Consider the following 16812-nt stretch of genomic DNA (forward strand, 5'->3'; position numbering starts at 1 on the left):
CATGCAGACCGCCAGCGCCTTCCTCGAGTCCTTCCTCCCGCTCTGGTACGCCGAGGTCCAGGACGAGATCGACCTCGACGACTTCCAGGCGTTCATCGAGGACCGCCAGGAAGAGATCCTCGGCATCTTTGAGGCGTGGCTCGCCGGCGAGCTCGACGACGACGACGACGAGCCCGCCGCCGCGGAGCCGCCCGCAGCACCACCAGCTCCGCGCGCCCCGCCGACGCCCGTGGAGACGATCGACCCGGTGGAGGCGTGGACGCCGGCGCAGCGCACCCGTGCCAACCTCGAGGCGATGCAGCTTGTCCACGACAAGCGGCCCGAGGACATGACGCCCGAGGAACGCGGCAGGCTCGCCGCCTACTCGGGCTGGGGCGGCCTGTCGATCGACAAGAACCGCGACCGCTTCCCCCCCGGAATGGAGCCCGAGGACTTCGGGCTGATCCACGAGTACTACACGCCCAAGCGCGTCGCCGACGCCATGGCCCAGGCCGTTTGCCCGCTGCTTCCGACCCTCGGCGTCGGCGGCAAGGTCCGCGCGCTCGAGCCCTCCGCGGGAATTGGGCGACTCGTCCGCTCACTGAGCGCGCTGCAGTGCGGCGTCGAGATCGAGTGGGTCGCCGTGGAGTTCTCGAAGATCTCGGCGCGCATGCTCGGGGCGCTGCGGCCGGACATCACGCTCCACCGCGGGACCTTCGAGGGCTGGGTCCACGAGCACGGCCCGAAGTACCAGGGCGGCATCAACCTCGTAATCGCCAACTCGCCCTACGGCGAGCGCGGCGCGGCAGCCTCCGAGGATCCGACGCCCGGCTACCGCGAACACCAGAGCTACGCCTACTTCATGCGCCGCAGCATGGACCTGCTCGTCCCGGGCGGCCTCGGCGTGTACCTCATCCCGGCGGGCTTCCTCTCGGGCGCGCGCAACCGCGAGCTGCGGCGCAAGCTCCTGCTCCGCAACCACCTCGTCACCGCGTACCGGCTACCGAGCATCGAGGGCAAGCGGACGCTCTTTCCCGGCGCCAACCTCGTCGTGGACTGCGTGTTCCTGCGCAGCCGCGGTGGCCAGCTCGCGGAGATCGACGTCGCCGACCAGGGCATCCTCGAGGGCCGCTACTTCGAGGAGTACCCCGCGCACATCCTCGGCATCGAGTCCGGCAAGAACCGCGGCGAGGACGACCAGGTGCGCGGCGGCAGCGGCCGCTACCGCTACACGGTCGAGGGCAACTTCGTCGGCCTCCCGCCGATCGTCGCGCGGCCCATGTGCGACGCGTGCATCCTCCGCCCGCCGGAGCCGCCGCGCCCCTCGGGCAAGTCGTCGGGCCCTGTCCGCCGCCTCGACGTCGACCTCGGCGATCTCGATCCCGCCGTCGCCTCCGCCGTCATGCTCGGCCTGCGCGTCGACACCTTCCTCTCGACCTACGCCGCCGGCAACGCCGAGATCGCCGCAGCGCTCTGGGGCGAGCTGCATGACGCGCTCGTCGAGCTCCAGGCTTCCCCCCTGCTCGCGTCTGTCGGCGGCAACCCGTGGCGTAGCGACGTGATCCGCAAGCAAGCGGAGGAGCGCGTCGTCGGTGCCGAGCGCCTGCTGTCCGCGTTCGATCGCGTCACCGGCGAGCTCATCCCGACCTTGCGGACCCGGCCGGTATTCGAGCGCCGCTATGAGGGTCGCAGCGACGATGTCGTGGCGCAGGCCGAGTGGCTCTACCGCTCGCGGCGCCGGATCACGCTCGCCGACCTGACCGCATTCCACCTCAGCGTCGGCGGCGGCCTGCCGCTGGACGAGATCCGCCGGACGCTCCTGCAAGCCCGGTGGTGCCTCGACGGCGCCGCGTGGGACGAGCTCGTCCCCGAGGGGGTCTACTACTCCGGCGACCTGTGGCCCAAGTACGACCGGGCGAGGGCCCGCGAGGAGACCGACCCGCGGGCCGCCGAGCAGGCGCGCCGCCTGATCGAGACGATCGGCCCGGCTGTCTTCGAGGACATCGAAGACCTCTCCCCGCGCGGCGCATGGGTCCCGCTCCCGCTTCGCGAGGCGTGGATCACCGAGACGGCCAATGGCCGTCTCGGCGAGGTCGAGCTCGAGGACATCGACGGCACGCTCAGACCGAAGGGCCTCGGAGCGTACGAGGACATGGAGAAGGCGCCTGCGCTCTCCGAAGAGACCCTGTGGATCCTCGGCTGGATCAACCACGACCGCACGCTCTTCTCGCCGCGCTCCGAGAAGACGGACCAGGACGACTCGGTCGATCAGGTGCGCCTGCGGATGGCGCGCGGCTGGGACGCCAGCTTCCGCGAGTGGGTCGCCAAGGACCGAGCCCGCCGCGAGGCGATCGCCGACGCCTACAACCGCATGTTCCGCGGGTTCGTGCAGCCGACCTACTCGACCGAGCCCCTCGAAGTCGCGCGCTGGGCCCCGGAGGGGGCACGCCCGCACCCGTGGCAGGTCGCAGGGGCGCGGCGCGTGCTCGAGAATCGCGGCGGTCTCATCGCCTTCGATGTCGGCGTCGGCAAGACGTACACGGCGCTCCTCATCGTCGCCCGTGCGCGGCAGGAGGGATGGGTCAAGCGGCCCGTGATCCTCGTGCCGACCTCGCTCGTGTGGAAGTGGTACGACGACATCCGGCGCGTGCTCCCGGACTACCGGATCGGCGTCGTCGGCTCGCGCCGCAAGATCTTGACGCGCGGGAAGCGGGTCGAGCGCGCCGCGGCTCGACTCGTCGCTGGCGAGATCGCCGAGGCGGACTACAAGCGCATGATCACCACCTCGGAGCCGGACACGTCGGCCGAGCGCGCGGCGACGTGGACGCTCCTGCAGGCGGGCCAGCTCGACGTCGTGCTCCTCACTTACGACGCGCTGCCGCGGACCCGGGTCAACCTCGACGCGCTGATCGCCTACGTCGACCGCAAGGCCGCCGTCCAGCGCATGCTGACCCTGAAGCGCCGCAACGCCGCCAAGCGCAAGGCGAGCAAGGAAGACGACACGGAGGACGAGGACGCCGAGAGCGAGGACCCGGAGGCCGCCGCCGAGGCGCGCGAGCTGTCCGAGCGGCAGGAGGCGATCCTCAAGCACAGCACGGCAGGCTGGGTCTCGGAGAAGGTCGCGCTGCGCGAGGGCATGGACTACGACCCCGGCATCGCGTGGGACGACATCGGGATCGATCTGCTCGTCGTCGACGAGGCCGCGAGCTTCAAAAACCTGTACATGCCGGAGCCCCGCGAATTCGGCGTGCCGAAGTTCATGGGCAACCCCGGCGACGGGTCCGATCGGGCGTGGCAACTGGACTTCCGCGCCGCGCTCATCCGCCAGCGCACTGGCGGCTCGGGGATCGTGCTCCTGTCCGCCACGCCGGCGAAGAACAGCCCGCTCGAGTTCTACAACGTGATCCAGTTCATCGACGACGCCGCCTTCGCGCGTGTCGGGATCCACGACCCCGAGCAATTCATCGACCGTTACCTGAAGATCGAGGCGCGCCAGGTGATCGACGCCTCGATGTCGGCGACGACCGAGTCCGCCGTGGTCGGCTTCCGCAACCTCGACGAGCTGCGCGGCATCATCTTCCGCTACGGCGAATTCCGGACCGCGAAGGAGGTCGGCATCGACCTGCCCGAGCCCACGATCCACAAGCCCGAGGTCGACATGGACGCGGCGCAGGAGCGCAAGTACGACGCGCTCGTCGCCGAGATCGAGGCGTCGATCGAGGACAAGGAGATGTCCGACATCCTCGGCAAGCTCGCCCGCCTGGCGCTGATCGCCGTCCACGCGGACATGGACGAGGGCTACTCATGGCAGACCGCGCTCGAGGGCGGTGAACAGATCCGCAAGGTCCCGCTCTCCAGCGCTCCCAACTGGCGCGAGCGGGGCTGGACCGTTATCGACGTCAAGCACAAGAAGCCCGACGACAAGAAGGGCCGTTCGATGGCGACGATTCGGCGCGTCCTGCCGCGCCCGACCTACGGCAGCCCGAAGTTCCACGCCGTCGCCGATCGGGTCATGCTGAGCCCGACCTGCGGGCACATCATCTTCTGCGAGAACGTCGCCGCGCACCTGTGGCTCGTCGAGGTGCTCGTGGAGCACGGGATCCAGCGCGAGCGGATCGCCATGCTGAACGCGAAGGCGACCAAGAGCCCGCAGGACCGGCTGTCGGTCGCGCGCGGGTTCAACGGCGATCCGCGGACGGAGACGCGGCCGATCTTCGACGTCGTGATCGCCAACAGCGTCGCCTACGAGGGCATCGACCTCCAGACCCGCACCTGCGCGATCCACCACGTCGACCTGCCCTGGACGCCGGCGGATCTCGAGCAACGCAACGGCCGTGCCTACCGCCAGGGCAACGTGCTCGGAGCGATCGCCATCTACTACTACTTCGCCAAGCGGTCGATGGACGGCTTTCGCTACAACCAGATCGATGGCAAGGCGACCTGGCTCGCCGACCTGATCACGTCGAGCAAGCGGGAGACGAACAACCCCGGCGCGCAGCAAGAGCTGTCGGCCGAGGAGACGCTCCTCATGATCTCGCGCGACAAGGAGAAGACCCAGCGCCTGCTCGAGGAGGTCAAGGCCAAGAAGGAACAGGAGCGCCGCGAGCTCGAGGCGAGGAACGCGGCGAAGATCCTCGCACGGACGGGCGCCCGCTTCCGCGACGCCCGTGCCGAGGACGACCCGCTCGTGGCGGCGCGTCTGCGCGGCGAGGGCGAGGCGCTCCTCGCCGATCTTCAGCGCGTGTCCGCCGAGTCCTGGCCGTGGGCGCCATGGACCGGCCGCATCCGCGACGTCGAGTACATGATCCCGCCTGACGGCGAGGCGCCTGTGTACGAGGGCCTGCGCGTCGGCAAGGTGAACCCGATCTACCCCGACCGCGTGGATTCGTTCGAGTTTGGCCGCCTCCTCACCTCGAACCTCATTGGCCTCCGCGGCGCGGGCGCCGAGACATGGTCGGTCAAGACGCTCGAGGAAGTGGTCGAGCTGAACCTGACCCCTGACGCCCTTCAGCGCGGCGCGACGGCCTGGCCCGAGGGCGAGGCGCAGCGCACCGAGCAGGCGATCACGACGCACCTGGCCCGCCTCGGCGCGTCCGGCCTCGGGACGTGGGCCCGCGTCGGGTGGCGCGGAGCCAGTGACGCGTGGGTCGAGACGTGGTGGCCCAAGGTCCACCAGCTCGTCCTGCAGGGCCTGCTGCGGGCCTACCACAACGACGAGGTCTATCCGATCGTGATCGGCGGCGTGCTCCACCTCGAGGGCCGGGAACGACTCGGCGAGGGCGAGCTGCTCCCGCCGACGCCGGCCGGCTTCCGGCAGTACCTCGGGCTCGCGCCGCCGACGAAGCTCCTGTTCTCCGAGCTCGACGAGGTCGCGCAGGCGTGGTGGTTCCGGCCCTTCCCACGCGGGTACTTGACGGAGGCGCGTCAAGCGGCGGCGGCCGCCGCCGCGGAGCGCGAGGCTGCGGCGCAGGTGCTCGCGCCGGCGCCGCTGACCGGCGGGCACCAAACCCCTGCCGACGACGCCCCGGCCGCATCCTCGCCGGCCGGACACGGTTTGACAGAACCTCGTCAAGCCCCCGCCCGCCACGGCTCGGACGAGCCCCGCGAGGGTTTGACAGACTCCCGTCAAGACCCCGCCGACCATCGGCCAGACGAGCCCCGCGAGGTTTTGACACGCAGGCGTCAATCCGCGCCCGACCGCTCGGACCCCGGCTTGACCGAGGGCTCGCCCATCGCTGGCGCCCCAAAGGCCGCGACGAGCATCACTCTGGACAGCACGCGAGACGAAGTCCTCGCCGCCCTGCGAGCGGCCGACCCGGCCGCGCACGAACACGCGGAGCGTGGCGAGTGGGATCAGCTCGAGCACCACGGACCGGCGGCCGAGCAAGCCCTGGCGTGGGCCCGGTTTCACCGCCAGCTCCCCGCACAGCGCCGCCAGGCGGAGCACCTCGAGCTCGAGGCGGCGATCCACGCCCTGGGTCTCGCCCGCGAGCTCGAGGAGGCGTACCTCGGCCAGCTCGCCGCTGCCGCCGAGAGCGACGGGGACATGCGCGCCGTGCTCGTCGAGGCCACCGCACAACAAAGAGCGACTGCCACGGCGCAGCACCAGCCGCCCCTGAGCCCGGCGTTGGCGCCCGTACCTGCGGGCGCCGGATCGCTTCATTTCTCCGTCGAGCGCGATGAGCTCCACCGAGCCCTCATGACCGTCAAGGCCGTGCTGGAACCCGACCACCCCGACCTCGGCAAGATCGAGATCGCGTGTCACGGGACCGTCATCCTGCGCGTGGGCTCGCCGGGCCGCGGCGAGCGTCAATCGTTCTTCGAGATCCGCCTGCTCACGACTCGTTGCATCCGTGCGGGCGAGGCGACGGTGAGTGGCCGGGCCCTGTTCGACGCGCTCCGCCGCTTCCCGGCCGGGCCGATCGAGCTCGTCAAAGCGCAGGGCCACGACGTGGTCAAGCTGCGGGCCCGTGCCGTCGAGACCAACCTGCCGACCGTGAACTACGTCCCGATCGACCCGACACTCAAGGGCATGGTCCCCGCGGGGGTCATCGATCTCGACCATCTCCGGATCCTCCTCGATCGCGTCCGCGACGTCGCCAGCGGCGGCACCGACGCCAGCGTCCTCCACAATGCGGTTCGGCTCTCCCACGCGGACGGCCGCCTCCAGGCTATAGCGATGGACGAGCATCGCCTCGTCCGCGCCGTGGTCGACCTCCCCGGCGGCGAGCCGCTCCGCGGCTTCCACCTCCACGCAAGCGACGTGGACCGCCTGTTCCGGATCGCCCTGGCGTTTCCGTCGCAGCTACACCCGGCGAACGCCGGGCCGCCGCTGGCTCGCCTGTCCGTCAGTGCAGGCAAGGTGTTGACCGTGGAGTCCGACGCGCTGCGCGGCGCCGTGTCCCACGACCCCAGGCCGGCCGCGCCCTATGCCTCCGTGATCCCCGCGGACCTGCCCGACGCGGTGGTGGTCTCGCGCGACAAGCTCACCGACGCGGCGCGCGCCGTCGTGCAGTTATTCGGCGACGAGCCGTCGCCACGCATGCTGCTGCGTGCCTGTCCGGACCGGCTCGAGGTCGCGGCGCATCGCCCCGAGACGGGTCCGCGCCACACGAGCACGCTACCCATCGTCGCCGCCTACGGCCGTCCCTTCGCCCTGGCGCTCGACGCTCGCTATCTGCTCGATGCGCTCTCCCACGGCCCGCCCACGGTCGCCGTGACCTACGACGGCGAACACCGAAGCGGGCCGATCGCCCTGCTGGGGTGGCCCTTCCGCGACGAGAAGGTCGGACGCCAGCGGGCGCAGGAGTTCTTCGCCCACGAGCTGAAGTCCGGCCCGCTCGCACTGATCATGTCGATGCTCTTGGACGAGGAGGAAGACCATGGCTGCGCCGATTGATTCTGTCCCGATGGCCAAGGGCGCCGACCGCCCGCTCTGGCCGCTCAAGGACGGCAAGACCCAGACGTCGTTCAAGAGCTCCGCCAGCTTCGGGGCCCCGCGCACGTCGGGCTCGAGCCGGTGGCACGTGGGCATCGACATCCCCGCCAAGCGCGGCGACGTCGTGGTCGCCATGGAGGACGGCGAGCTCGTCTGCAAGGGCAATACCTGCGAGCAGGGCTGGATGGGCGCCGACGCCAAGGCCCTGCTCGTTCAGAACGACAGCGGCCTCGTCGTGCTCTACGGCGCCCTGATCCCCGGGTCGTACAAGGAATTCGGCCTCGGCCCCGGCTCCCGCGTGAAGCGCGGCCAGCCGCTCGGCCGGATCGGCACCTACCCCGCGGGGACGTCGATGCTCCACCTCGAGACCTATGCGAAGGGCACGAAGGACAACGCGCCGTGGTACCAGGGCAAACCGCCACCGCCCGAGGTGCTGAACCCGACCGACTACCTCCGCCTCGCCGCCGAGGTCACGGAAGCCGAGCGCGCGGGAGGTTCTTCGGGACAGGTCGGCAAGGAGGCCGGGACAAGCACAACCCCGACCAGTAGCCGGTGGCCCGAGCTCCTGATCGGCGGCGCCGTGGTCACCGGTCTCGGTGTGGCCGCGGTCGCAGCGGCGCGCGCGAGCTGGGAGGGCGAGTAATGGATCGTGGGAGATCGGGACCCTCCGTCGCGGCAAGTACCGCCTGAGCGTCGTGCGGATCGCCGAGGGCGAGACTTTGTGCGAAGTCCTCGAGGACGGCACCTCCCAGGCGTGCGTGATCCTCTCGGGCGACCTCGATGTCGCCCGGCCCGGCGGGCGGATCCATCTCGTCGGCACGGGCAAGGTCGCCGTCATGTCGGGGTCTGGCGCCTACTGTCTCCACGCTAACCAAGACACCCTCGCCCTCCGAGGCTCGCTTCACAGCGAGACGAACTGCAACCCCGAGCCCCCGCGCGGGCCAACTCCAGGGCGCCCCGGTTGGGGGGGCGTGCTCGCCGGTGTCGCCGTCGGCGGCGGGATGTTCGGGTCCGTGCTGGGCCTGTGGGTGTCGTTGCGCTTCCGGGCCGGGCATCCCACCGCTACGTTCTCCGACTCCTCATGTGCGCCTCGACTCCTGGGTCTTCATATGATGGCGTTCCCATGACTGCAAAAGCCATGCGATGATTCTATTTATGGCCATGAACGAACCGACCACCCGTGCCAACATTGACTTGAACATTCGAGGCGAGAATATCCAGGAACTGTTCTCCTGGTACCTTGAAGAGCGTCTTGTCGTAAACCGACGCTATCAGCGAAAATTGGTTTGGAGCAAAGCGGAGAAGGCTCATCTGATTGACACCCTTACGCGGAGATACCCTCTCCCCTTGATCCTGCTGGCGGAAACACATATTTCAGGAACACCCAAGTACGAGATCATTGATGGCCTACAGCGCCTCAATGCGATCTTTTCATTCATTGAGAACCGCTTCGATGTAGGGGGGCTGTATTTTGATTTGGAAGCCATGGCATCAACGAAACAGCTACGCGACGACAACCTGCTCTTTCAAAAGGAGCCCATGCTGGATCGAAAACTATGCACCTACTTAGCCAACTACAAAATTCCCATCTCTACATATCGCATCGAGATTGCGTCTGATATCGATGAGATTTTCCGGCGAATCAACTCAAATGGGCGTCTTCTCTCAAATCAAGAGATCCGCCAGGCTGGGGTCACTGGTGTTTTTGCAGACCTTGTCCGCTCTTTGGCGACCGAGATTCGTGGAGATGTTTCTCATGAAGAGATATTGCCACTAAATCGCATGAAGGCGATTAGCATCACAAGCAAAGAGCTCGACGAGTACGGCATCAAGGTTGACAATATCTTTTGGGTGCGCAATGGGATTCTCCTGAAGGAGGATATCCGCGACAGTCGAGATGAGGATCTGATCGCAGATCTTGTTGCTTACATCGTAAGCCCCGAAGACAACAAGCCTTCTAGCAGCAGGCAGGCCCTCGATGAATACTATGGGAGGCCGAAAGATTCGAGCGAGCGGGCCGTTGAGCGGGCTGCCGAGCGGAAGAGAGAGATTGATGGATTGGTAAGCCGCACAGGGGTAGACACCCTCATGAAAGCGGTCCTCGGCACTCACGAATTGTTCGTAGATCTTTGTTCGGAACAGGGTTTCAAGGCTTTTCTCGATAAGGGGTCTTCGCGCAACTACGGCGTTCCTCGCTATTATCAAGTGGTGTTCCTCGCCGTTCATCAGCTTTTGCATCAAAAACACCAGAAATTGACCGACCGCAAGGGTCTTCTGGCAACGCTCTCTCAGATCGAGAAACATATCGATCCGTCGACCGGTGGCAACTGGAGCGCGAAGAACAGGGAGAGCAACGTCAACGCAGTTCGCGGTGTTATCGAGAAGCATTTCAAGCGAACCTCTTCTGACCCATCCCTCACTACGGGTCGGGTCGAGCTCGAGAATCTGCTCACCAGATCTAAAACGGAAGCGTCTAGCTATGACTTTAAGCAAGGCTTCTGTCGGTTAGATCAAGCAGGCGGTTGGGACGAAGACGCGTTCACGAAGGTCCTGCAAACGATCTGTGCGCTTGCTAACCTCGGTAAGGGCAAGACTGGATACGTCGTGATCGGAATTGCGGATAAGGCCGCCGACGCTCAGCGGATCAAGATATTGCATCATCTGGAGCCAAAGAAAGTTGGGGAGTTCTACGTTGTCGGAGTCGATCGAGAGGCAAAGGGGCATTCGAATCTCGACAAGTACTTTCAGATGATCTCCGACAAAATTTCGAAGAGCAACCTCTCCGATGAAATTCGTATCCGAGTCAGCTCAAGTATATCTCAATTGGTGTACTACAATCGCACCGTCATCGTTGTTCGCGTTGAGGCCGGTACAGAACCCTGTTTTCTTAACGGGAGTACCTACCGCCGAAGCGGCACGTCCACTGTTGAGGTCACGGGCAGGGATATCGTTCATCTTGCAAAGCTCTTCTGAGTTACCCACCGGCTGGCGCCGACCCGCGGGGATGAAAAAATCGGCCGGAACTGCGGAACATGAGAACGGTGTTTCCGGGCCGACTTTCTTGAGAGGTACCCACCGGCTCGCGCCGACCCGCGAGGATGGAAGTCGGCCTGGAACCGCGGAACATGAGAACCTGCTGGCAATTCCCAGGCTCTTGTCAGGCCTCCTCGGCCCCGGGTCCGTTGCGGACTTCCAGTCCGATGGCTCGGATCAAGTGCTAGTGCTGCGACCGTAAGGTAGCGATCCGAAAACGATGCGCGAATTTGCGCTCTGACCTGGAACGTGATCTACGGGTGCCATGAGGCAGAAGAAGCCGCGGCCCCGGTTCCCCGGACTCAAGCTCAAGGACGAGGATCGTAAGCGTGCGACGAACCGCGTCGTGACGACTCGGCCCCGAGGAGCTACCAAGCGTCTCGGAGGTTCGAGGATGGACGACGACGAGAACTTGGACGATCGCGGGGCGCTGCTTGTGGGGCCGGAGATGCCGAGGCGCGGCAGGTTCACGCTGCTGGTCTCGGATTCGTTCTGGCTTGATGTCACCGAGATCGGCGATACGGTGTGGCTCGACTTCAGGCCGAGGACGATCCGCGAGCGGGTGGAGCTCTGGCGCAGGAAGTGGGGCCTATGACGACGCAGGAGCGCTGGCGGGCCCACGTGGACGCGTGGAAGTCGAGCGGCCTGTCGTGCAGGGCTTACGCGGCGAAGGCCGGCATCAACCAGCGGACGCTGACGTGGTGGAAGTCGAAGCTGGCGGGCGCGGGCGCGACGGGGCCAACGCCGGCGAGCTTCGTCGAAGTGACGGAGCAGCTCGCGGCGCCGGCTGCCGATGTCGGGGTGATCGAGCTCGACGTCGGCGGCGTGCACGTCCGGGTCCGCGGCCGCGTGGAGGCCGAGACGCTCGCGCGCGTGCTCGACGTGCTGGAGGCGCGCCGATGATCCCGACCTCGGTGCGGATCTTCGTCTGCACGCAGCCGCTCGACATGCGGCGCAGCTTCGATGGACTCGCCGCGGCAGCGAAGCAGGTGATCGGCGAGGACCCGCGGAGCGGCGCGCTGTTCGTGTTCACGAACCGGCGCTCGAACCGCCTCAAGGTGCTGTGGTGGGACAAGAACGGCTACTGCATCCTGTGCAAGCGGCTACACCAGGCGCTGTTCCGGCTGCCGTCCGCGAATGACCCTTCGAACAGGTCGGTGCTCGTCGACGGGCGCGGCCTCCATGAGCTGCTGCGCGGCGTCGCCTCGGCACCGCGATCACGGCAGGCGCGAGATCGCTCTTGACTCCTGCGCTGCGGGGAGTATCAGAGAACGGCCATGAACGAGGCCGCCTACCGCCAGCTCGAAGCGCGAGCGAGCAAGCTCGAGGCGGTGGTCGACAGCCTCAGCGCAGAGCGCGAGCAGCTGGCGGCGGAGCGCGAGCAGTACCGCAAGCTGTACCTGCAGACGCTCGAGCGGTGTGCGACGCTCGAGCGTGGGATCGTCGCCGGCAAGCAGGCCGAGCGCCACACCGTGGACGACTCACAGCTCGCGCTGCAGGTCCTGGGCATGCTGCTCAGCCCCGAAGATCCGGCGCCGGCGCCCGACCTGTCCGAAGAGACCGATCCGGAAGTGCCGAACCGCGAGCGTGCGCCGCGGAGGCCCACGGGTCGGCGGAAGCTGCCGGAGCACCTGCCGCGCGTCGACATCGAGGTGCTGCCGCCCGAGGTGCAGCAGGAGGGCCTCGCTGCGTTCAAGCGGATCGGCGAGGAGGTCAGCGAGGTCATCGAGCGTCGACCCGAGTCGCTGGTCGTGGTCCGTCTCGTGCGACCGAAGTTCGTGCGGATCGCTGAGGACATTGCGGACGCGTCGCCGGTGAAGATCGCCGAGCCGCCCGAGCGGCCGATCGAGCGCGGGCTCGCCGGGCCCGGGATGCTCGCCGACACGATCGTCCGCCGCTGGCAGGACCACACGCCGCTGCACCGCCAGGAGAGCATCTACGCCCGCGACGGCCTCGAGCTGTCGCGCTCGACGATCTGCGGCTGGCACGAGCAGCTCGCCGACCTCGTCGAGCCGCTCGTGGACGCGATGCTGCGCGACGCCCTTGAATCGCCGTACCTGTGCACCGACGCGACCGGCGTCCTCGTGCGCACCGAGGAGCAGTGTCAGCGCGCCCACTTCTGGGTCCTCGTCGCGCCCGAGCGCCACGTCCTCTACCGCTTCTCGCACAAGCACGACAGCGCCGCGGTCGACCGCCTGCTCGCCGGCTACAAGGGCTACCTCGTCGCCGACGCCCACTCCGTCTATGATCATTTGTACAGCACGGGCGACGTCGTCGAAGTCGCGTGTTGGGCCCACGCGCGGAGGTATTTCTTCAAGGCGCTGAGCTCGGACCCCGAGCGGGCCGACCGCGGCCTGGCGTGGATCAAGGGGCTCTTCCGCGTCGAGCGCTCGATCAAGACCGCGCCGCGGAAGAAGCGCGAGGAGGCCCGCCGCGAGAAGTCGCGGCCGATCGTCGACGCCTTCTTCGCGTGGTGCGACGAGCAGGCGGCGGACGTCCTCGACGAGACACCCATCGCCAGGGCGATCCGCTACGCGCAGAACCAGCGGGCCGCGCTCATGCGCTTCCTCGACGACGGCCGTCTCCCGCTCGACAACAACGTGAGCGAGCGGAACCTCCGCCGCGAGGTCCTCGGCAGGAAGAACTGGCTGTTCCTCGGCAGCGACGAGGGCGCTCGCACCAACACGCTCTTCGTGTCCCTCCTCGCCAGCTGCCAGCTCCACGGCATCGAGCCCTGGGCCTACCTGCGCGACCTCTTCTGCGTTCTGCCGTCCTGGCCCAGGAGCCGCGTCCTCGAGCTGGCTCCCGCCTTCTGGAAGCAGACCCGCCAGCACGAGGACGCTCAGCAGCGTCTCGCCGCCAACGTCTTCCGCGCCGTCACGCTCGCCGACCATTCCCCGCCGGTGTAGTCCAGGCCCGGCCGCGCCGTCACGATGCGGTTCGTCGTACACTTACGTTACTATGCGGAGTTCGGCCGCAGGCTCGATGAGCCCGCCGAGCTCGCCCTCCGGATCGAGCGTCCCTAGCGTCCTGAGGTGTGGAACGCCCGCAGGGTGATCCCCATACCGAGGTGAATCTGCGTCCCTACGGGGAGCTCTGGGTGAATCAGGGAGAGACGAACTACACGCTGACCGCTGACCGTGCTGCGTGGCAGGGTCAACGTGGACCTCGACTACTACGACGGCCGCGCAGCGTCGTGCGACACACGAGAAGGCGGGCCGGGGCGTGACCGTGGGCCAGCGTGAGTGTTTCACGCTCGAGTCGCGGTAGCTGGCTTACGAGCACGTCGAGTTGCTCGACGAAGTCCGTCTCGGCGTGCCCGCCGGGCCCAGGTTCACGCCGGTTCCGCGGCGTGACCCGGTAGCCGGCGCCGGCGCAGCAGCGGGATCCATCCCAGCAGTACCGCGGCCGTGCACAGCCAGCCGAACCAGTCGCCGGTGCGCGCATAGAACGTGTCGACGGGCGCGGCCGGCACGCGGGCCAGCAGCGTGGCGCCGGGCAGCGGCGCCGAACGGGTCTCCGCGACGACACGGCCGTACGCATCGGTGACGGTCAGCAGCCCTTCCCGTGACGCCCGCACCATCGCGAAGCCGCTCTCGACGCCGCGCAGCGCGGACAGCCGGGCCGCGTAGCGGCCGTCGACACCGAAATCCCATGCCGGTACCAGCATCGCCTGGGTCTGGCGCATGCCGTAGGCCCGCCCCATCGCCGCGAAGTGCATGTCCTTGCAGATGGCGAGGCCAAAGGCGGTGCGGCCGATCGCGCGCACGTCGTAAGCCGATCCCGGCAGGAACTCGCGTTCGGGCGGCGCCAGGTGGTGCTTGCGGTAGCTGGCGTCGAGGCGGCCGTCGGGGCTGAACAGCCACGCGACGTTGTGCTTGCGGTCGTCCTCGTCGGTGCCGATGCCGGCCACCAGCCATACCTGGGTGCGGGCGGCCAGCGCGGACAGCCGGAGCGTCAGTTGCGCGGCCGTGTCCGGGGTGACGGTCGCGATCTTTTCCGGCAGCACGACGATGCGCGCGCCTTGTGCCGCCAACGTGCCGACGAGCTCCTCGTACCGGCTCCAGATCCGTTCGACCCGCGCAGGTGGCGTACGCGGCCCGATGAAATCGTCGATGACGGCGAGGCCCACGGGATCGGCCGCAACGGGCATCGTAGCCGGGATGCGCGCGTGGCCGAACGCAAAGGTCGCCGCGGCCAGCGCCAGCGCGGCCATTGCCGCGGGCCGTGCCGCCCGCCAGCCGCGCACGGCCGCCAGCGCGATCGCCGCGGGGACGAGCGACAGCACGAACACGAGGCCCGCCATGCCCGTCAGCGCCACGATCTGCACGGCGGCCGGCACGTCCGCCTGCGAGTAGGCCAGGCTGTCCCAGTTCGTGTCCGGATGCAGGTGCGCCAACAGCGTGTCCAGCGCGCACCACAGCAACGGATAGGCCAGCACGGACCATGGCGACGTCACGCGAATCATCGCGTGCCGTGCGGCCATGATCACGAACACCCAGGTCAGTGCCTGCAGCACGGTCACGACGGCCGCCGCCGGCGCGGGCATCAACAGCGCGAAATAGGCGTGATGGCCGCTGGCGGCGATCAGCGCCGCCAGCAGCGCGAGCACGCATGCCGCCTTGGTGGAGTTGCGCAGCGCCGCGACCAGCACCGGCGCGGGCGCCAGCCAGGCCAGCCACCAGACGGGGTCGAGGCCGAACGCCGAGCGCAGCGCCAGCCCGCCGGACAGCGCAAGCGCGACGTCGATCGCACGATCGCGGCTCAGGCGCATACGCGATCCTCGTCGTCGAGCGACACGGGTATCCAGATCTCCACGCCGCCGTGTCCCGTCGCAGCGTCGAAGCGCTCGTCATAGCGCTCGAATTCGGGGCCGCCCGTCGCACGCAGGCCCGAGGCGGGCAGCCAGCGGTCGAAGATCGCGCGCCAGGTCATGCGGATCGCCGAGATGTGGCCCGGATGGAAAAAGACCGCGTAGCGCTGTGCCGGTATCCGGATCGCCGTCAGGGGGGCCGGCACGGCGCCGGTGGCCTCGACGCCGCAGGTGTAATCGAACGCACCGCCGTCCGCATCCTCGCACACGCCGTACGTGACGGATGCGTCGGGCACGTGTCCGGCAAGCCGTTGCCATTGCGCCGGGATGCCGGCCGCCGTCTCGTGCGTGTAGCGTTCGGAGAGGCCGGCGACGGTGAATGCGGGCCGCCCGATCAGCCGTGGCGCGGCCAGCGGCAGCTCGCCACCGCGGTCGAGGCGCAGCGCCGGCACCAGTTCCAGGCCGCCGCAATGGCCGCGCGCCCGCACCGTTTCGGGTGTGACGCCGAACTGCCCGCGGAATGCGCGCGTAAACGCTTCGTGGGAGCCGTAGCCGGCTTCGAGCGCGACCGCGAGGATGTCCGGGGCGCCGCCGGCGAGCGCCTGCGCCGCCTGCGTCAGCCGGCGAGCGCGCAGATAGCGCATCAGCGAGCGCCCTGTCGCCACGCCGAACGCCCGCGTCAGGTGAAAGCGCGACGCGTCGCAGGCCGCGGCGACGTCGTCCAGCGACAGCGCGGGATCCACATAGCGGGTTTCGATGTACCACAGGGCTTTGGCGACGATGCTCACGCGGGGGTATCCATCAGGTTGAGTTGGGCGGCGCCACTGTAGCACGCGTGCCTCCGGGCATTTGATCGAAATTGCTGACGCCGGGATGACGGGGACATTTTATCATGTGCTGTCCCGATTTTAAGGAATTCATATGCGTACACGGATCGCCACCCTCGCTGAGCCCTGGCAAGGCGGCGGCGCCCCGGCTAAGCGCCATGCCGGGATAACTCGGTGTGACGAACCAACAACGGTGCATTCGCGCCGTTGAAAACGGCCGTCTCGGCGCCGACGTGAGAGGCCCGGGATGGACGAGTCTGCGGGCGGTGGGTCGCCCGGGCGCCGCCGACCGCGGCGAACACGAGGAGCCCCGCGCCGGTGAGCGTCCCGAACGTGACCCAGATGATGTATGCGGCGAAGTTGCCCTCGGGGCCGCATTGGTGGTCGTCGCACCTGGTGGCCGGCGACATTCCGATCGCCAGCGACAGGCCGAGGCCGACGGCCATGGCCCGGCGCCGATCGTGACCCGTCGCAGCACCCGAGCGCGCGTCGTCCAGGCGGGGTCCAGGCGCGGATCGACCCTGCCCGAAAGGTCTCGTCCGGACTGTCCCAGGTTCGTCGCTTCGGCCTCGAGCTGCGCGGTGCCGATGAGCTCGGGCTGCTCGATCACCGCCCGGTGAGTCAGCGCCTCGACGACGGTCTCGACCACGAACGCGACGAAATCGTATCCGTCCGGAAGACTGCGTCGTGAATCGAGATCCTCGAGCAGCTACAAGGCCCCT

At 68.1% G+C, this 16812-nt stretch carries 10 protein-coding genes; 7 read left to right on the plus strand and 3 right to left on the minus strand.

Annotated elements, in window-relative coordinates; genetic code table 11:
• Position 1: 1 nt before the first annotated feature.
• The 7 genes from NAEX_RS30940 to tnpC all read left to right on the plus strand — a co-directional run bounded on the left by NAEX_RS30940 (position 2) and on the right by tnpC (position 13359).
• Complete coding sequence (locus tag NAEX_RS30940) at positions 2-7378, plus strand: helicase-related protein (protein ID WP_143141385.1); 7377 nt, start codon at positions 2-4, stop codon at positions 7376-7378.
• Positions 7362-8060, plus strand: coding sequence for a M23 family metallopeptidase (locus NAEX_RS30945; RefSeq protein WP_096331080.1), 699 nt, complete (start codon positions 7362-7364; stop codon positions 8058-8060). The genes NAEX_RS30940 and NAEX_RS30945 overlap by 17 nt, the downstream gene beginning before the upstream one ends.
• 512 nt (positions 8061-8572) lie before the next feature.
• Complete coding sequence (locus NAEX_RS30955) at positions 8573-10390, plus strand: GmrSD restriction endonuclease domain-containing protein (protein WP_170136129.1); 1818 nt, start codon at positions 8573-8575, stop codon at positions 10388-10390.
• 454 nt (positions 10391-10844) lie between these two features.
• The gene (locus tag NAEX_RS48525) at positions 10845-11045 is read left to right on the plus strand and encodes a hypothetical protein (RefSeq protein ID WP_143825655.1); all 201 of its coding nucleotides are present in this window, start codon (positions 10845-10847) and stop codon (positions 11043-11045) included.
• Complete coding sequence (tnpA, locus tag NAEX_RS50940; RefSeq protein ID WP_170136130.1) at positions 11042-11353, plus strand: IS66 family insertion sequence element accessory protein TnpA; 312 nt, start codon at positions 11042-11044, stop codon at positions 11351-11353. Before NAEX_RS48525 ends, tnpA begins: the two co-directional genes overlap by 4 nt.
• Positions 11350-11694: an IS66 family insertion sequence element accessory protein TnpB gene (tnpB, locus tag NAEX_RS50945; RefSeq protein WP_170136131.1), complete on the plus strand. Its 345-nt coding sequence runs from the start codon at positions 11350-11352 to the stop codon at positions 11692-11694. Before tnpA ends, tnpB begins: the two co-directional genes overlap by 4 nt.
• A gap of 33 nt (positions 11695-11727) precedes the next feature.
• Positions 11728-13359 (plus strand): IS66 family transposase, encoded by a 1632-nt coding sequence (tnpC, locus tag NAEX_RS30965; protein ID WP_096331084.1) that lies wholly within the window; start codon positions 11728-11730, stop codon positions 13357-13359.
• Between the two features lie 425 nt (positions 13360-13784).
• Here the strand turns inward: tnpC and NAEX_RS30970 are convergent, their stop codons facing one another.
• From NAEX_RS30970 to NAEX_RS30980, 3 genes are all read right to left on the minus strand, one after another.
• Entirely contained in the window at positions 13785-15224 is a 1440-nt protein-coding gene (locus NAEX_RS30970) for a nitrilase-related carbon-nitrogen hydrolase (protein ID WP_096331085.1), read from the minus strand.
• The gene (locus tag NAEX_RS30975) at positions 15215-16051 is read right to left on the minus strand and encodes an AraC family transcriptional regulator (protein ID WP_096331086.1); all 837 of its coding nucleotides are present in this window, start codon (positions 16049-16051) and stop codon (positions 15215-15217) included. The genes NAEX_RS30970 and NAEX_RS30975 overlap by 10 nt, the downstream gene beginning before the upstream one ends.
• A 188-nt stretch (positions 16052-16239) precedes the next feature.
• Positions 16240-16536 (minus strand): hypothetical protein, encoded by a 297-nt coding sequence (locus tag NAEX_RS30980; RefSeq protein ID WP_096331087.1) that lies wholly within the window; start codon positions 16534-16536, stop codon positions 16240-16242.
• Positions 16537-16812 lie beyond the last annotated feature (276 nt).

It is taken from the genome of Nannocystis exedens (assembly GCF_002343915.1).
GTDB classification, from domain to species: Bacteria; Myxococcota_A; Polyangia; order Nannocystales; family Nannocystaceae; genus Nannocystis; species Nannocystis exedens.